This window comes from Bacteroides celer (assembly GCF_002632415.2).
Lineage (GTDB): Bacteria > Bacteroidota > Bacteroidia > Bacteroidales > Bacteroidaceae > Bacteroides.
Window position 1 is genome coordinate 5025113 of record NZ_CP178209.1, and the last position, 17563, is coordinate 5042675.

13 protein-coding genes and 1 pseudogene are annotated in these 17563 nt (G+C 42.7%); all 14 read right to left on the reverse strand.

Annotated features, from left to right (window positions below; translation table 11 throughout):
• Positions 1-57: 57 nt before the first annotated feature.
• Positions 58-1323 (reverse strand): group II intron reverse transcriptase/maturase, encoded by a 1266-nt coding sequence (ltrA, locus tag CJF29_RS20390; RefSeq protein ID WP_099147667.1) that lies wholly within the window; start codon positions 1321-1323, stop codon positions 58-60.
• Positions 1324-1333: 10 nt separating this feature from the next.
• Positions 1334-1687, reverse strand: a complete 354-nt coding sequence (locus tag CJF29_RS20395) for a hypothetical protein (RefSeq protein ID WP_195402226.1) — start codon at positions 1685-1687, stop codon at positions 1334-1336.
• Positions 1688-1890: 203 nt separating this feature from the next.
• A pseudogene (locus tag CJF29_RS20400) lies at positions 1891-3216 on the reverse strand (IS66 family transposase); the annotation flags it as partial.
• A gap of 86 nt (positions 3217-3302) precedes the next feature.
• Positions 3303-3653: an IS66 family insertion sequence element accessory protein TnpB gene (tnpB, locus tag CJF29_RS20405; protein WP_004295958.1), complete on the reverse strand. Its 351-nt coding sequence runs from the start codon at positions 3651-3653 to the stop codon at positions 3303-3305.
• Positions 3641-4045 (reverse strand): hypothetical protein, encoded by a 405-nt coding sequence (locus tag CJF29_RS20410; RefSeq protein WP_032845207.1) that lies wholly within the window; start codon positions 4043-4045, stop codon positions 3641-3643. The genes tnpB and CJF29_RS20410 overlap by 13 nt, the downstream gene beginning before the upstream one ends.
• Before the next feature lie 493 nt (positions 4046-4538).
• On the reverse strand, positions 4539-5726 hold the full coding sequence (locus CJF29_RS20415) for an OmpA family protein (RefSeq protein WP_008776673.1): 1188 nt from the start codon (positions 5724-5726) through the stop codon (positions 4539-4541).
• A gap of 103 nt (positions 5727-5829) precedes the next feature.
• Positions 5830-7731, reverse strand: a complete 1902-nt coding sequence (gene mutL / locus CJF29_RS20420; RefSeq protein ID WP_074559962.1) for a DNA mismatch repair endonuclease MutL — start codon at positions 7729-7731, stop codon at positions 5830-5832.
• Positions 7732-7748: 17 nt separating this feature from the next.
• Positions 7749-8048 (reverse strand): hypothetical protein, encoded by a 300-nt coding sequence (locus tag CJF29_RS20425; protein WP_004297174.1) that lies wholly within the window; start codon positions 8046-8048, stop codon positions 7749-7751.
• Between the two features lies 1 nt (position 8049).
• Positions 8050-9813 (reverse strand): OstA-like protein, encoded by a 1764-nt coding sequence (locus tag CJF29_RS20430; protein ID WP_004297173.1) that lies wholly within the window; start codon positions 9811-9813, stop codon positions 8050-8052.
• Between the two features lie 22 nt (positions 9814-9835).
• Positions 9836-11218: a peptidylprolyl isomerase gene (locus CJF29_RS20435; protein ID WP_004297172.1), complete on the reverse strand. Its 1383-nt coding sequence runs from the start codon at positions 11216-11218 to the stop codon at positions 9836-9838.
• Positions 11219-11227: 9 nt separating this feature from the next.
• Positions 11228-12073: a hypothetical protein gene (locus CJF29_RS20440; protein WP_004324661.1), complete on the reverse strand. Its 846-nt coding sequence runs from the start codon at positions 12071-12073 to the stop codon at positions 11228-11230.
• A gap of 54 nt (positions 12074-12127) precedes the next feature.
• Positions 12128-13672: a peptidylprolyl isomerase gene (locus tag CJF29_RS20445; protein WP_081352748.1), complete on the reverse strand. Its 1545-nt coding sequence runs from the start codon at positions 13670-13672 to the stop codon at positions 12128-12130.
• A gap of 103 nt (positions 13673-13775) precedes the next feature.
• The gene (gene guaB, locus CJF29_RS20450) at positions 13776-15254 is read right to left on the reverse strand and encodes an IMP dehydrogenase (protein WP_074559966.1); all 1479 of its coding nucleotides are present in this window, start codon (positions 15252-15254) and stop codon (positions 13776-13778) included.
• Positions 15255-15340: 86 nt separating this feature from the next.
• On the reverse strand, positions 15341-17521 hold the full coding sequence (recQ, locus tag CJF29_RS20455; RefSeq protein ID WP_004324651.1) for a DNA helicase RecQ: 2181 nt from the start codon (positions 17519-17521) through the stop codon (positions 15341-15343).
• Positions 17522-17563: the final 42 nt, after the last annotated feature.

The window sequence follows — 17563 nt, forward strand, 5'->3', positions numbered from 1 at the left end:
AGCCTCTCTCGGAACCGTACGTGAAAGTCTCCCTTCATACGGCTCTTCGCATTCAAATCATTTCTTTTGACGTGCATAGGGTACATATCCTACTTGCCAATGATAAAACAGATTGGGTTCTTTCTGAGCTATATAGGCTAACCAATAATGAGCAGATATGACACCTCGACGACGAAGTCTTTTATATTTCGTCTTTGCCCAATAAGCAATAGAGCGATTCAGATGGCACATAACTTTCCAAAATTCTGTTTTACCAAATTTCTCATAATAGTTTATCCATCCTCTTACGACATCATTAATATATGCTGCCACAAATCGTAGACTTCGATTATGGAGACGTTTGAGATTCCATGATTTTATTGTTTCATGTATTCTGCTTACCGATTTCTTGCTTATAGCAGGCAAATAACTTGTGAATAAGACGTTGTTGCGTTTATCTTTTGCTGCTCTTGATCTAAAAGTAAAGCCTAAATAATCAAAAGAAGTACAATGATAGTGCTTTGATGAACGACTGCTCATTTTACAGAATACTATTTTTGTCTTTTCCTCATTAAATTTCAATTTACATTCAGTAAAGCGTTCTCCAAGCCTTTCCTTTATGTATTCAGCTTGAGCCAATGTACTGCAATGACAAACACAATCATCAGCATATCTCTCAAAAGGTATGTGAGGATATTTATAAGACATCCATTTATCAAAGGTATAGTGTAGGAACAGGTTTGCTAAAATTGGACCTATGACTGAACCCTGCGGTACTCCCATGTCCCTCTTTACAATTTCTCCATCACTTCTCTGATAAGGGACAGTCAACCAACGTTTTATATAGAGAAGTATCCATTTTATATTGATATGCTTCTCCACCGCTTTCATTAATAAGCCATGGTCGATTGTATCAAAGAATTTGGATATATCTATATCTAAAACCCATGCATACTTCCAACACCGTCTTTCTGCCTTGGCTATGGCATCATGAGCAGAGCGATGCGGACGATAACCAAATGAATCTTCATGAAAACAGGGTTCGATGAGAGGCTCAATTACATTAACAACAGCCATTTGTGCAATACGGTCTTCAATAGTGGGAATCCCTAAAGGTCTTTTACCACCATTTGATTTCGGTATTTCTACAAGTTTTACTGCTTTAGGCATATAACTGCCGGAGCTCATGCGATTCCATAGACGATAAAGGTTGGAACCTAGGTTTTGCTCATAAGTGGTCATCTCTATACCATCAATGCCTGAACTACCTCTATTAAACTTTACTTTCTTAAAGGATTCAAAGATTATTCTTTTGTCTATTTGAAATGGTTTTGCTTCTTGCATTGTGTCCTCCTTAGTTTATCAAGTTGCACAATACAGTCCGCTGAATACGTTTCCCCCTTCGCTCCCTTCTCATTACAAGAACTTCAACACTACTACGGAGAAATCCGCCACAAATTGAGACTTTGATACTTTCTGCCTTACGTGTCATGCGTCTTTGGCATTTTCTCTTGACATTCTCAATCTGCTTCTCACGTTCCATCAAAGAGCCTATATAATGGTCTTGCCGCCTACACACCGTACACCAAAGGGACAGTAAACAGGTAACCTCCCTTCTTATCATAGAGCGTAGCCGAAGCCCTATTTCTGATGTAATCTGATAACAATAACGATGCTTCATCAACGGTTCATTTACATTCAACTCCATTATACATACCTTACCATATCTTCTGACTTATTACACACAACGTTCACCACTTTTTGATTGCTCAAAACGCAGCTTGTGATGGTTTGCAACCTGTTCCTGTAAACCGATTGCGAGGGACCTACCCTCATCTCTTTGATAGTTGCAGACAAAATTTCCATGATACCAGCCAATAGCATCATGTTATAATGCCCTCGTGACACACCAACCATATTGTTGTCCAGATAAGTGTCACCATAATTAAAGATGTCCACCACTGCATTCCACTCATTGCGAAGATAGGTAATGGCTTCCTGCAGTTCGCTCTTAGGTAATAAATCCCCCCGTTCTTCTATTTCATCAAGCATATCTTTTATTTCTCCGAGTATGTCCGGCGCATACTTTTTTCGATGCATAAGATTCTGTTCTACCGTCTATCCCTCAACCCCAACTTTATGCTTATGCTCGTTTTGATAAAGTGCGTTTATCAGCTCCACGATTCTTTTTGCATCCGGGTCCTTCTCACCGCAATCTATAAATTTCCGTTTTATATGTTGCAAGCACGGGATGCGTGTGATATTGGGATAAGCATCGCTTTCAAGCTTCCGGTAAGGTGAGTAGCCATCGCTTTGTATAATACCTTTGCAACCGCCTAATTCGTTAAGAATAACTCTTTCAGACCGGGAGCCGTCATCATAGAGCAGGTATATCATCCTGGTGTTTATGCCGACAACCACCCAAAGGTATCCCTTCCTGACTCTTTTTCCCTTGCTGTTCTTTTCCGGGACGAGTATTTTGTAATAGGTTTCATCGGCTGCCTTATAAGGATCACTCAAAGCTGTCTGCCGGATGCACTTATAAAGATTTTCGAAGAGGCTTGAGGCTTTTTCTATCAACTTATGAGCCGTAGGTTTCTTCAGCGTAAAGCCATGCCCCTCGAAGTAGTTGATGATTCTTTCAACAGGTAGCGATTGTATATAACGTAATTCCATCAATCCGGCAATAAATGAACCGTCATAGCTGGAATTCAAGAAGGCCGAAGCCGGTGTTTTTCCCTCAAACAGGCGACCTTCTTGCGTATAGGTGTGTATCTTGTAGACATGTTTGATGAAGCGCATGGGTACACATTCATAGCGGACGCATATTCTGGGAACAGTGGTAAACAACCGGGCCTTATTGATGTCAAAATCGGGATCATCGGGATAAACGACATGTTCTTCTTCCTCCATCTCATAATGCATGTCACGTTTGGCCCCATTGTTCTTTCTTGCTTTACGCTTATCTGCTTTTTCCGCTTCTATCTTCTGCCGCTCTTCTTCGGATATGGCAGATTGGGGAGCCTGTTGCTGTTCGGATGTGTTGGATACAAGTTTGGCGAGTCCCTTAGTAAGGCGCTGTTGCTTGCTAAGAGATTCGCCTTTTTGAAGGAGTGCCTCTTTAAGGGAAGAAACCTCCTTTATCAAAGCATCTATTTGGTCCAAGAGTCTGTTGTTGTCATTTCGTAATCCCTTGATTTGTTCCTTCAATAACTCTATGATCTCATCCTTTTTCATGGCATAAAGATATAAAAAATCAACAAATTAGCCAAATAAACCGGATGATATCTTTAGCACAAATAACTAATAGTCAGAATTTTGTATTAGATCCTAAAACGTTTTCTCAACCGTACAGACTTTAATGACACTCCATTTAAGATAAAAGACAAAACCTGATAAGAAATCTCGTAATTACCTGTATTGGGGTTAAATGTCGGTAACTCAAAACTTCCACCTTCGAGGCGCTTGTAGTACAGAAGAAAGCCATCGCCATCCCAACGCAGTATTTTTACACTTTGTCGGTTTTTACCAAAGAATAAAAAGATATCTCCAGAAACGGGAGACAAGTCCTTCATTTCCAATCGTATAATTTTGAATAAACCGTCAATACCAAGGTTCATACGAACAAAGCCCTGGTACAGATAGTAGCGATTGGCTGATGTTAGAGAATACATAGATCTCCCTCCGTTCTTTCGTAATCGCGCAACATTTTAATCACACCACCGGGTGTGGCCCGTTTGACCGAAATGGTGGTTCCACTGTTAAAGGTGATTGTGATCCCGGCAAGACTAAACTCTTCTTCCGACAACATGGCGGGTGCTATTTGAGTGAATGAAGGAGAGGAAGTTGTCGGTTGGGAGGGTTCAACGCCGCCATAATAATCACGGACCACATCTGCCTTGGCTTGTTTAACGCTATAGCCCCGTCTGGACATCCAGGAACTCATACCACCAAAAGTGGTATGCTGATCGCGGCAAACATCGGCTAAAGAACAATTGTAGTCTACTTTCAATACTTCAAGGAAATGTTTCCAAGTTTTTCCAAATCGATTTTCTGCTAAATCCATAATGCTTCATTTTTATACATAGCAAAAATATAAGAATGAAAAAAGGCCGACAAGATAGAATCGCGGAGACGCTTACATATGTAATGTGATGAATACGGTAATGAAAAGCCCTCCCTTCACCCGCAAACAGTTTATTCATCGAGAGTTCAGAAGAAAGGTGAAGGGGGATTGAAAAAATAGCTATTTGCAGGGGAAGTGTGGAGTACCTCTTATTCCCCCTCTAAAGCGTAGCTTTAGGTAGGCAAAAGCAATGCTTTACGTTCCCTAAAGCTATGCTTCTTCAAGGTAAAACAACCTACATTTATAATCAGTGTAAGCGCTTCCATATACCTCAAACTCATAATCAAAAGCCCAGGCAAGTATTAATGGTCCTAAAATAAGAAAAGAAAAGGCAGCTGAAAGCGAAAATACCTTATTTCAGGATTCGCTTTCAGCCGCCTTCTCTCTTTCAGCAGGCGATCACAAAGAATCGCCGAATACTGAAATTATATGATTACTGTGCTGATTCGACCAATACTACACGGTTCAGAATCGGTTGACCGAATTTGTCAACACCACCACCGGCTGCAACTTTCAATCTATCGGCAGAGATGCCATACTTCTTAACGAGCAGGTCTTTAACAACTTGTGCACGTTCCAAACTCAACTTCTGGTTGAAAGCCGGAGTACCTGTTGCAGAGTCTGCATATCCGTTGATTGTGTATGTAGCGTTCGGAGATTCTTTTATCTTGCTGGCAAGATATGACAAGTTCATTTCTTCCTGCGGAGACAATTTATCAGAACCGATCTTGAAGAATACAGTACGTGGAGCAATATTAGTATCTGTTATAACAACTTCTTCAGTATCTTCTACTTCAACCGGTTGTTGTGCATTTGCCAACTGCTGTTGTAATTGCATATTAGCTGCTGCCATTGCATTCATCTGGTTACGCATCTGGTTTAATTCAAGTTCAGAGATAATCTGTGGAACCGGACGTTGGAATCCGCGAGTCGGGAAATAATAAGTCACCCCGATGGTAGCACCTAAAATACCATCATAATCGGGTTTACCTCCATGTTCTCCGTCAAACTTGCCTTCCAGACCTGTTGCACTCAACTCCAGATTTAAGTCAACAGCATTCGACAAACGGAAACGGTTGATAATACCTGCATTGAAAGTAGCGGAGTTAGTGTGAGGACGAGAATAAGCATGAGCCCAACCGGCACCAATATAAGGGATAATTTCATATACACGGTTCGGATTGTATCCACCGAAAAGTGCGTTCAGGTTAATCATCAAATCACCATGCAAGTTCATGTAGTCCCATCTTTGTTTGTAAGAACCATCTTCTCTCGGACCGCCAACCACATAATTAGCATTTTCGCTGGTGGTAAATCCTTTGGCTTGTAATCCGCTGTACTGCAAACGCAATCCGAATCCCGGAGTTACCCATTTACCAACAGACACGTTAAATGTGGGAGCAACACGATCTCTGAACTTACCGATATGGTCATTGTTTCCATACAATACCTGGGCACCTCCTCCTACAGAGAAGAACCAGTTACTCCAGAAAGGATTAGTTATTACTTGATATTTATCTTGCACCTGAATCACTTCGTATTCAGTTACAGTCATTGTCTGCTGCGCAGAAGCGACAGACGCAACGCCGGCAAATGCCAGCAACATCAGAATCTTTTTCATATACCTAATAGTTAAGTGGTTATTTAAATCTTTTTCTTTGTTGAACTATTTAAATAACACGAACTGAACTAAAAGGTTTTAGGAAAAGATGAATTTATTTGTTTTATTTGAATAATCTTTCGATGTCCTCCTCCTTAATGGTTGTCAAAACGGTTTTCCCATCGGGTGTGTAATTCGGTGAGGGACAGGCAAAAAGGTTGTCTACAAGGCTTACCATTTCTTCATTACTCAACACCTGTCCGTAGACAATAGCCGCTGCCCGCGCCAATGTTAATGCCAGAATATTTTGGATTTCTTCCTTAACGTCATTCCCTTTTTCCATCGCTGTATGTAGCATATTACGCACCAGTTCGACCGGATTCAGTCCTTCAATACCCGAAGGGATGCCATTGATGGCATAGCTACCGCCTCCCAGATTGCTCAAATCGAAGCCGACTGCCGACAAATCATCCATAATGCTTTGAAGAACAGCAGCTTCTGAAGCCGGTAATTGTAATATTTCCGGGAAGAGAACGCCTTGAGATACTCCCTGTTTCTGTTGAATCTGTACCATATAGCGATCAAAAAGCACCCGTATATGTGCCCGGTGTTGATCGATTAGCATCAGACCCGATTTAACTGAAGTCAAAATAAACCGCCCTTTAAACTGCAAATGCTGATTTCCTTTTTCCATCACCGGTTCGTTGGCATACAAAGTAGAAGAAGCGGCGGATGTCACCGTCTCTATCTTTTCTTCCACGAAGGCCGGTTCGCCTCCAATAGAAGAATCCTCCCAATCCATTTCGGGTTCCGGCTGCGGATTATTCATCTTACTGGCTTTTGTCAGCCCTCCGTACAATTCCTCCCATTCTACTTTCGAACGACTATACGATCCGCCACCACCGCCACCGGCAGAGACTTTAAACGGATTATAATCTGTATTATAATGTACCTTCGGAGGTTCGGAAGATATCTTTTCCTCAAATGCCGGAATATCAGGCATATCCTCCGTATCAAAATCAATGGAAGGGATAGCACTGAACTTACCCAACGATTCCTTAACGGATGCTGAAAGTATCTGCCAGATAGCCTGCTCATTCTCAAACTTGATCTCGGTCTTTGTCGGGTGAATATTCACATCAATATTAGCCGGATCTACATCAAAATAGATAAAATAGGAAATCTGTTCACCGGCGGGAATCAACTGCTCATAAGCCTCCATGACTGCCTTATGAAAATAAGGATGGCGCATATAACGTCCGTTGACAAAGAAATACTGATGGGCTCCTTTCTTACGGGCAGTCTCCGGTTTGGCTACGTATCCGGAGATTTTCACCATGGTAGTGTTCACGTCTATATTCAGTAATTGCTGGTTGAGCTTCTTACCGAAAATAGCAAGAATACGCTGGCGTAACTGTGATACCGGAAGATTGAACAGTTCCGAATCATTACTATAAAGCGAAAAGGCAACTTCCGGATGCACCAAAGCGATACGCTCAAATTCGGCAAGGATGTTGCTCAATTCAGTGGAATTAGCCTTTAAAAATTTACGACGGGCAGGCACATTAAAGAACAGGTTCTTTACAGAGAAGTTACTTCCTTTAGAACAGGATATAGCCTCCTGGCTCTCCACTTGAGAACCCGCAATCACCAGTTTCGTTCCCAGTTCTTCCGATTCCGGACGCGTCTTCAGTTCTACCTGCGCCACTGCTGCGATGGATGCCAATGCTTCCCCACGAAATCCCATGGTACGCAAAGCAAACAAGTCCGCAGCTTCCCGTATCTTGGAAGTAGCATGCCGCTCAAAAGAGAGACGGGCATCCGTTTCGGACATTCCTTTTCCATCATCAATCACCTGAATACAGGTTTTACCCGCATCAGTCACTAACACATGTATATTTTGCGCATCTGCATCAATCGCATTCTCCACTAGCTCCTTGATAACAGATGCCGGACGTTGTATCACTTCACCGGCAGCAATCTGGTTAGCTACCGAATCAGGTAACAAATGAATGATATCGCTCATACTTCGTAAATTAACAATTAAAAACTCCAGCTTCCTGTTGCTAAATAATGCCACAGATAGAGAAGGAAGGCAATGATTATCAGTATAATTCCGAAAGAAACCGGTTTGCGGCCACTTGCTTTTCTTCTTTTCAAATGTGTAGTACCTTCGACGAATTTACCGCGAATATCTTCCGGATTAAATTCTTTCTCCGGCAGCATCCCCAAGTCACGTTTGGCGTTCTCCTCCATCTTAGCGAGCTTTTCTTTCCGCTCGTCTACATAAATGTATTGATGATTAAAGCCCCTGGGCTTTCTCATTGAGTTAAACATTCCCATACTACTTCATATTTATTAAGTTTCGCTTTTCTGTCTTTGGTCGCCGGTCGGTAGTCGGCTTCAATGTTTCTCCCGCACGCTTGCTGCGCCAGTTGAAAATATCGTCCTTATTTAGCGGACGGACATAGTCGAACCAGGCAAAAGTGGGAAGACGCAGTTTATCAGGCGGTATCTGGTCCATCGGATACATCGTTCCGTTGGATTTACCGATAAAAAGTCCTTTTTCCATTCTCTTATCCTTCATATAAAGATGCAGCATACTACCTTCCAGACAATTAAATCCGGTCATCGTACTGTCTTTCTCTTCAGGATAAAAAGCTGTCAGCACATTACCGATCACTTCAATATGGCGCATATCTCCATTAACGAAATAGGCTTTCATCTCCTTGCCGGACACTTGATTATAGTGAATAGAGTCTTTCATCTCCACTGTCAACGCCTGGTTGATAATGTGCGCCCAGTCAATCGTGCTGTCATTCATATAAATCTTGATCTGCTCACCAAGCAGTTGCTGTCCGTCATTCCAAAGAATAGGGTCAGTATACATGGTCATACAAGAATCTTTCGAATTATAGACCAGTGAGTCACATACTCCCTGAACATCTGTACGATACATACGTACTTTATGGTAAGCCTTCATCAACCGGTACAAAGAATCGGTATTCAGATTATAGGACACCATCTGCAAAGTATCCCCATGCATATAAAGACTGTCTCCCTGTGAATAATCGATAGCAACAGCACGTTTTGTTGCAAACGCGGAGTCCGTCAATTCATTATAGAAACAATAATCGCCCGTCAGCATATTCTTATTGATGGAGTCTGTCATCTTCACATTATCGAATGCTTCTCCGTAACCGATTATCCGGTCATAGAACAGACTGTCGCCTACAAGTTTCTTCCCCTGATTGGTCAGGACCGAACGGTCCAACAATTCCGCTTGTTCGGTCAATGTGTTATAGAATCCCCGTTCCGAATAGATATGATTATTATCACTGACAATATTGGAAGGTCCGAGAATCACTGCTATTTTGTTTTCGGTATTATACCTCAATGTATCGGAGGTCAACACAAACTTAGGGTTCACCAACTTCACATCATGGTTGAATACCGACTGTTTTGTTGCAGGGCTATATTCGCCCCAGTCAGAAGTCAGTACATTCTCTTCATCCATCAAAGTTCCCCCCTCGAAATAATATCCGAGATCGTAGAGACGGTCGTAGTTCAAGCTGTCCGTCAGCAGGGTCGTGTTCCGGTTAATCATCTTCACATTTTCACGAAGTTGCGCAATTTGCGTCATTCCGTCATAATAAAGATAATCACCATAGATGAACAAGGTGTCTCCCTGCTCCATACGCACATTGCTGAAGGCTTCTACGGAGTTGGTTTTCTCAAAAATCAGTGCACTGTCACAGTACATATACATACTGTCATGGCGCAACTTCACGTTACCAATCAACACCTGCACATCCGGACGTGCCAGCTTATCCGCCTGTCCTTCGTCAGCATGAAGCAAGTAAACTTTGGTCTTTTTATTCTCCGGTTGCTTCTTGTTGTCCGATTGTTTCTTATTACCCGCCGGCGTTTTGGTTTTGGGAGCCGTCTTAGACGTATCCGCAGTCGATTTTGTCGAAGCCCCTGCCGTGGGTTTCTGTCCCGTCGGCCTCACTTGTGCCACAAGACATACACCAAACAGGCATAGAAAGCCTATAAGGAGCCATCTATGCCTGTCTTGTTGTTTATTTTTCTTATTCTTTTTCAGCATATAAAGTCAAAGCAAGGTTATATCAGTCATTCTTGACCCAACCCGGATACTTGAAGTCACACTTCTGCCAGTTTTCGTTGATGCGTACATAAGTGTGTTTTTGCTTGTTCAGAATCCATTTCTGCAACACCTCTTCGCGACGCTTATCCATTACGATTTCTTTCAGATCCTGATAGTCTTCCGCGATGGTTGCTTTATGACCATTGATTTTAGTTTTCAATTTCACGATAGCGCATACTTCTTTTCCATCTTTCTCATTAATCATTGTAAAAGCTTTGGAAATCTCACCAACATTCATCTTATCCACTACCTTAGCAACGTCTTGAGGAAGATCCTGCATCTGGAACTTAGAAGTAGTGATACCTGAATGTTCATTGATGTTCACCATGATACCGTGATTGTTGCGGGTATCCTTATCTTGTGAGATAACGGCAGCGGCATCATCAAATGTGAATTTGTTAGCACGAATATCATCTGCAATAGAATCCAGACGGGCACAAGCCTCGGTCAGTTCTTTTTCCGAGACTTTCGGACGCAACAGGATATGGCGGGTATTAACACGGTCACCACGCTTCTCAATCAACTGGATAATATGGAAACCAAATTCCGATTCTACAATTTTGGAAACTTTCTTCGGGTCCTGCAAGCTGAATGCCACATTCGCATAAGCGGGGTCCATCATACCACGTCCCATAAATCCACATTCACCACCTTTAATGGCAGAAGCCTTATCTTCAGAATACAAACGGGCCAATGTAGAGAAGTCGATTTCTCCTTTTGTCACACGATCCGTATAATCACGCAGTGTCCTCTTTACATCCTCGATTTCCGAAACGGGTATTTTGGGTTGCAAAGTAATAATCTGCACTTCCACCTGTGTAGGAATGTAAGGGATACTATCCTGTGGAAGATCTTTGAAGTAACGGCGTACTTCTGCCGGAGTCACTTTGATATCTCCTGCCAGTTTCTGCTGCATCTTCTGAACCGTCAATCCGTCACGTGCATTATCACGCAAAGTTTCACGAATCTGGGTGGATGTTTTATTGAAATACTCCTCCATTTTCTCTCTGGAACCGATCTGCTGGATGTACATATTGGTCATCATATCCACACGCTGGATGATTTCCGCTTCGGAAACCTCGATACTGTCCAACTTTGCCTGATGCAGGAATAACTTCTGCACAGCAATCTCTTCAGGAATTACACAATAAGGATCGCCTTCGAATCTGCGTCCATTATACAAGGCATCCATACGGGCCTCTTCTACATCTGATTTTAAAATAGCTTCGTCACCTACTACCCAAACTACTTCATCAACCACATTATCTTGTGCATAGGTTGCCACATTAGCAAATATTGCCAGGACAAGGGTAACAACAAATCTAAAGTTCACAAACTTCTTCATTCTTTGTATTTAATAATTATATATAATCTTCTTCTTACTTACCGCCTGCTGATACAAGTCGTTCTTTACCTGTTCCATAAAGCTCACCCGTTTCTGATTTACCAGTAAGTCTTTCACTTCCGAACGGGCAAATTCATACGGTTTCTCCTCACCAACTCCGCGATAATCGCTCACATTCAGGAAATAATAATAAGCCGTATCTTTCAATTCTACCTGACGGTGTTTGTTTACGTACTCTTCCGGTGCCTCTACTTTCAACGGAATCATGTCCAGGACATCGGTCACGGACACCCATTTATCATAGAAATATTCATATTTCACCGCATTCTGCAAACTATATTTTTCCAGGCTCTCGATAGCATCCTGTTTTTCCGACTTATACCATCTGCGCACATTGTTCAACTGGGGAGCTGTCAACGGCACTTTAATAAACAATCCCTTAATCAACGGACTTTCCAGTTTAAACAATTCCTTGTTTTTGCCGTAATACTCTGCTATCTCGTGTTCGGAAATATCATTCGTCAACTTCTGGTTAATCAACTCCTGCTGATAAGTATGCATTATCAACGCTTTCCGATAATTCTCCACCAGCTTGTCTACATCCACATTATCGGGGATATTGTTCGCAGCTTTCTCATACAATAAAATCTCTTCCGCCCAACTACGAATATAGTGCTCGGTGAAGAGAATGCTATCATCTTTTGACAATCCGACCGGAAGCACGGACATCAAATCTTCTTTATATAAAAAGTTACCGTCCACCTCTACCAAAGGAGTCTTTCCTTTGTGGTCATGCTGTTCCTTGCACGCTCCACAACCAAGAAGGGTAATCAGTAAGAGGACTAATATTCGCATTGGCAACTAAAATCTACTTATTTAAGGTACGAAGATAGTGAATAATCGGTTACATCAGTTATTATTAACTGTTTTTAAAACCTCTTGGTTTATTTCAACCTTACCGGACTCACTCAATTCCCGCATCCAGCACGTGTCAAGATAGCTTCGATAATCCTTTCGAACCCGATCAATTACTTCCCGATAATCATCCGGACCTTTCATTTTTTCGCCTACTACAATAGTAAAAGGATAAGACATCAAAGGATCAAAATAGCCCTTCTTAAAAACCAGTTTATCTATATATTTATTGTCTCCGTTGGCAAAAATTCCTTGTTCAACTTGTATCTTTTCCTCCCCGGATGTATTAAAAGTTTGCCGAAGCTTGTCCGCCCACTCTTTTTCCGGCACTTTCTTCAGCATTTTTTTGGCTTGCTTTGCCGTCTTTTTATCAACGCAATGAAGCACGACTCCTCTATACCGGGGGCTCTCCCACCGATAATCCGACGAATGAAATTTAAAATAAGTAGCCAATCCCGCCCGGTCATTAGCTGCGGGCAAATCTATTTTCTGACGTGTTATCTCTTCCACCAAATAGTTTTCATCAGATTCCCGCAAGGCATAAAGAATTTCCGGATGCTTTTTATCGATATTCCGGCTTTCATAATCCAGCAATGACTTAGCTATAAATCCTTCCAACTGCCGTTTGACAGCTTGAGGATGAGAAGAGGCAAAATGCGTGAACATAGTTCCGGTGTATGCTTGTCCGTCAATCGTAAACAGGGTTTGTTCTGTACGGCCTTTCGCCAGCAGTTCTTCCATTGCCGCCTGATTGGGAGCATACTGCCATGCTTTTTTCAAGCGTTCGAGCACCGCACCTGTACCTTTGTCCAAAATCTCCTTGCGCCGTAACCGTTCCATTAACCTGGCACTGACATTTTCGTAAGCAGCTGTTTCCTCCCGATCCATCACTTTCAAGATATGAATCCCTTCAGGAGTGAAAAAGGGCTGCGATGCCATACCTTTTGCCAGAGAGAAAGCAACATTCTCAAACTCGCTCGTTGTTTCCAGACATTCGATCCATCTACTTTGCTTATCATCCGAGTATATTTCGACCAAACGGTTAAAGTTCAAATCCGGCTGATTCTGTATCATCCGGTATATAGAATCCATCCGCGTTTTTTCTTCTTCTAAATGCCGGGAAGTGATTGTCTGTGGCAAACGTTTGAAAATCTGCATCACTTGTACCCTGCCGCTACGTGCTTTCAATCCCATCTTCTGATAGATAGCACGGGCACAACTATCCATCACTTGCCTGTCTATCAGATAAGATTCTACCAACTCGGTCCGGCATTTCTCCTGTTGTTTACGAAAAACAGAGGTCGTATCAAGTCCGGCAGCCCTGGCTGCTTCCACTTTCAACTTCGATTGAGCGAAAAGTGCCGCATACTCTTTGGACGAAAGTCTGGCATTTGAACGTTCCGCATAACGGCGGTATGCATATTCAAATTCCGAACGGAGTATCTCTCTTCCGTTAACACGCATCAATACCGGATCTTCCTGTGCAAAGACCGCGACCACAAAGAGAGAAATACATCCCAACAACAGGCTTCTTTTCATCATCAATTTTTATTTTTCAAACAACAAACGGTGAGCAGTGAACACCCTGCTGATTATACAGCCTGTTCACCGTTCACCGTTAATAGTTCACCGTATCTATCTATTATTCCGGACGGCTATAGTTAGGCGATTCACTGGTAATCGTCACGTCGTGCGGATGACTTTCCATTACACCTGCATTGGTAATGCGGGTAAACTTAGCGTCATGAAGTTTCTCAATGTTAGCAGCGCCACAGTATCCCATACCTGCACGCAAACCGCCAGTCAGCTGATACACAACTTCGAAAAGCGTACCTTTATAAGGAACACGGGCAGCGATTCCTTCGGGAACAAGCTTCTTCACATCAGCAGTTCCACTCTGGAAGTAGCGGTCTTTCGAACCGTTCTCCATTGCTTCCAATGAACCCATACCACGATAGGATTTGAATTTACGACCATTAAAGATAATAGTGTCACCCGGAGATTCTTCTGTTCCGGCAACCAATGATCCGATCATTACGCAATATCCTCCGGCAGCCAATGCTTTCACCACGTCGCCCGAATAACGCAAACCACCATCGGCAATCAAAGGAATACCTGTACCCTTCAACGCTTTTGCTACATCATAGACGGCTGACAACTGTGGAACACCTACACCGGCAACCACACGAGTTGTACAGATAGAACCCGGACCGATACCTACTTTCACAGCATCCGCACCAGCTTCCACCAAAGCTTTGGCAGCTTCTCCGGTAGCAATGTTACCTACCACAATATCAATATTCGGGAAGCGTTTCTTTGCTTCTTTCAGTTTTTCAATCACAAACTTAGAGTGTCCGTGAGCTGTATCAATCACGATTGCATCTGCACCGGCATCCACCAATGCCTGCATACGATCCAGCGTATCGGCAGTAACACCTACACCGGCAGCTACACGCAGACGACCTTTGACATCTTTGCAAGCCATCGGTTTATCTTTTGCTTTTGTAATATCTTTATAAGTGACAAGACCGATCAACTTTCCGTCCATTCCGACAATCGGAAGTTTCTCAATCTTATGTTTCTGAAGAATCTGTGCAGCAGATTCCAAGTCAGTAGACTGGTTAGTAGTCACCAATCTTTCTTTCGGAGTCATGACAAGATCAATATGTTTTGCCATGTCTCTTTCGAAACGCAAATCTCTGTTGGTAACAATACCCACCAAATAACCTTCATCATCTACCACAGGGATACCACCGATTTTATATTCCGCCATGATGTCCAGTGCATCCTGAACAGTAGAACCTCTTTTGATCGTTACAGGGTCATAAATCATACCATTTTCGGCACGCTTTACGATAGCAACTTGTCTTGCCTGTTCTTCGATAGACATATTTTTGTGAATCACACCGATACCACCTTCACGAGCAATGGCAATAGCCATTTTCGCTTCGGTAACCGTATCCATGGCAGCCGTCACAAAAGGAATTTTTAACTCAATGTTTTTTGAAAACTTAGTCGAGAGATCGACAGTGCGCGGTAAAACTTCAGAATAAGCGGGGATCAACAATACGTCGTCGTAAGTCAACCCATCCATTACAATCTTATCAGCAATAAATGACATAGGGCTATGCGTTTAAAAATTATTGCGTGCAAATATACGGTTTTTATTCAAAACCGCATACCTGCACGCCTATTTTTTTCGCTTTTTTAATTAGCCATTTCAGAGATGAACTTAATACGTACCAAACGAACTTCCTCTTCCGTGAAGTCATCGCCTAATTCGTCAAGCGCATCATCAATCTTATCAGTGGTAGATTCCTTGAAATAATCGTAGATATCAAGCATATGATCTTCATCCATGATTTCTTCCAGGAAGTAATCTATATTCAGTTTGGTTCCCGAATAAACGATCGCTTCTACCTCGTCCAGCAGTTCACCAAATTCAATCCCTTTGGAAAGAGCGATATCATCTAACGCCACTTTACGGTCGATAGCCTGAATAATAGCTACCTTCATCTTAGATTTATTGGCAACCGTACGTACCCGCAGGTCTTCCGGACGTTCTATCTCATTCTCTTCACAGTGGCGTTTGATTAATTTACAGAACTCTTCACCATAACGTTTTGCTTTTCCGGCACCTACGCCAGGTATATTCTGCAACTCGTCCAATGTCACCGGATAAATGGTAGCCATTGCTTCCAAAGACGGGTCCTGGAAGATCACATAAGGCGGCACTTCCAGTTTCTTCGAGAGTTTCTTCCGCAAGTCCTTCAACATGGAATAAAGAGCCGGGTCTACTGCACAGGAGCCACCGCCGCGTGCCGGAACTTCTTCTTCCGTCTCTTCGAAATCGTTGTCCTCGGTAATCTTGAATGACTTCGGTCTCTTCAGGAACTTATGTCCTTCCTCCGTCACTTTCAGGAGTCCGTAATGCTCCACATCTTTGCTCAAGTAACCTGCAATCAGCGCCTGACGAATCACTGCGTTCCATGTCTTATCCTCTTCACCCATACCGGAGCCGAAGACTTCGAGGTCTTCATGCAAATGCGCCTGTACTTCGGAAGTTTCTTTACCTTGTAGTATGTCTATAATATAATCTGCCTTAAAATTTTCTTTCACCGCGATAATCGCTTCAATCACGGCACACAATAACTCTTGAGCCTCCACTTGTTTTTTAGGGTTTAAACAGTTGTCACAATTTCCACAATTTTCTTCCGTATATTCTTCACCGAAATAATGCAGCAACGTCTTGCGTCGGCATACGGAAGATTCGGCATAAGCAGCGGTTTCCAACAGAAGCTGCTTGCCAATTTCCTGCTCTGCCACAGGTTTTCCTTGCATGAACTTTTCCAGTTTCTGCAAGTCTTTATTTGTATAAAAGGTTATGCACTGACCTTCACCGCCATCTCTACCGGCGCGCCCGGTCTCCTGGTAATACCCTTCCAGACTCTTTGGAATATCGTAGTGAATCACGAACCTCACATCCGGCTTGTCAATTCCCATACCGAAAGCGATAGTCGCTACAATAACGTCCACTTTTTCCATCAGGAAATCATCCTGATTCTTGGTCCTGGTCAACGAATCCATTCCAGCATGATAAGGACGCGCATTAATACCGTTTGCCTGCAGGATTTCAGCAAGTTCCTCCACTTTTTTCCGGCTAAGGCAATAGATAATGCCCGATTTCTCCGGATTGTTTTTGATAAACTTGATAATATCCCTGTCAATATTAGCGGTCTTCGCACGTACCTCATAATAAAGGTTCGGACGGTTGAACGAAGATTTGAAGACTTGAGCATCTACCATTCCCAGATTTTTCTGGATATCATGCTGCACCTTCGGTGTCGCCGTTGCGGTAAGCGCAATCAACGGAGCTTTACCTATTTCATTGATAATAGGGCGAATCCGCCGGTATTCCGGTCGAAAGTCATGGCCCCATTCAGAAATACAGTGAGCTTCATCCACTGCATAGAACGAAATCTTTACCGAACGCAAAAACTCTACGTTTTCTTCTTTCGTCAGCGACTCCGGCGCTACATATAGCAATTTTGTCTTTCCGGCAAGGATGTCCGACCTCACTTGGTCTATCGCGCCTTTATTTAATGAAGAATTGATAAAATGGGCGACGCCATCTTCTTCACTGAAATTGCGCATTGCATCCACTTGATTCTTCATCAACGCAATGAGCGGAGAAATTACGATTGCCGTACCTTCCATCAAGACCGAAGGTAGCTGATAGCATAAAGATTTCCCGCCACCGGTAGGCATCAGTACAAAGGTATCTTTACCATCGAGCAAGTTATTAATGATCGCTTCCTGGTTTCCCTTGAACTTATTAAATCCGAAATACTTTTTCAGTTCATCTGTTAAATTAATCTTCCCTGCCATCTTAACTAAGGTTGTTTTATTCAGTTCATGGTTTAACTTTAA

Coding starts and splice junctions, on each gene's coding strand:
- ltrA (WP_099147667.1), bottom strand. CDS start 1,323: ATGCAAGAAGCAAAACCATTTCAAATAGACAAAAGAATAATCTTTGAA.
- CJF29_RS20395 (WP_195402226.1), bottom strand. CDS start 1,687: ATGGAGTTGAATGTAAATGAACCGTTGATGAAGCATCGTTATTGTTAT.
- tnpB (WP_004295958.1), bottom strand. CDS start 3,653: ATGTATTCTCTAACATCAGCCAATCGCTACTATCTGTACCAGGGCTTT.
- CJF29_RS20410 (WP_032845207.1), bottom strand. CDS start 4,045: ATGGATTTAGCAGAAAATCGATTTGGAAAAACTTGGAAACATTTCCTT.
- CJF29_RS20415 (WP_008776673.1), bottom strand. CDS start 5,726: ATGAAAAAGATTCTGATGTTGCTGGCATTTGCCGGCGTTGCGTCTGTC.
- mutL (WP_074559962.1), bottom strand. CDS start 7,731: ATGAGCGATATCATTCATTTGTTACCTGATTCGGTAGCTAACCAGATT.
- CJF29_RS20425 (WP_004297174.1), bottom strand. CDS start 8,048: ATGGGAATGTTTAACTCAATGAGAAAGCCCAGGGGCTTTAATCATCAA.
- CJF29_RS20430 (WP_004297173.1), bottom strand. CDS start 9,813: ATGCTGAAAAAGAATAAGAAAAATAAACAACAAGACAGGCATAGATGG.
- CJF29_RS20435 (WP_004297172.1), bottom strand. CDS start 11,218: ATGAAGAAGTTTGTGAACTTTAGATTTGTTGTTACCCTTGTCCTGGCA.
- CJF29_RS20440 (WP_004324661.1), bottom strand. CDS start 12,073: ATGCGAATATTAGTCCTCTTACTGATTACCCTTCTTGGTTGTGGAGCG.
- CJF29_RS20445 (WP_081352748.1), bottom strand. CDS start 13,672: ATGAAAAGAAGCCTGTTGTTGGGATGTATTTCTCTCTTTGTGGTCGCG.
- guaB (WP_074559966.1), bottom strand. CDS start 15,254: ATGTCATTTATTGCTGATAAGATTGTAATGGATGGGTTGACTTACGAC.
- recQ (WP_004324651.1), bottom strand. CDS start 17,521: ATGGCAGGGAAGATTAATTTAACAGATGAACTGAAAAAGTATTTCGGA.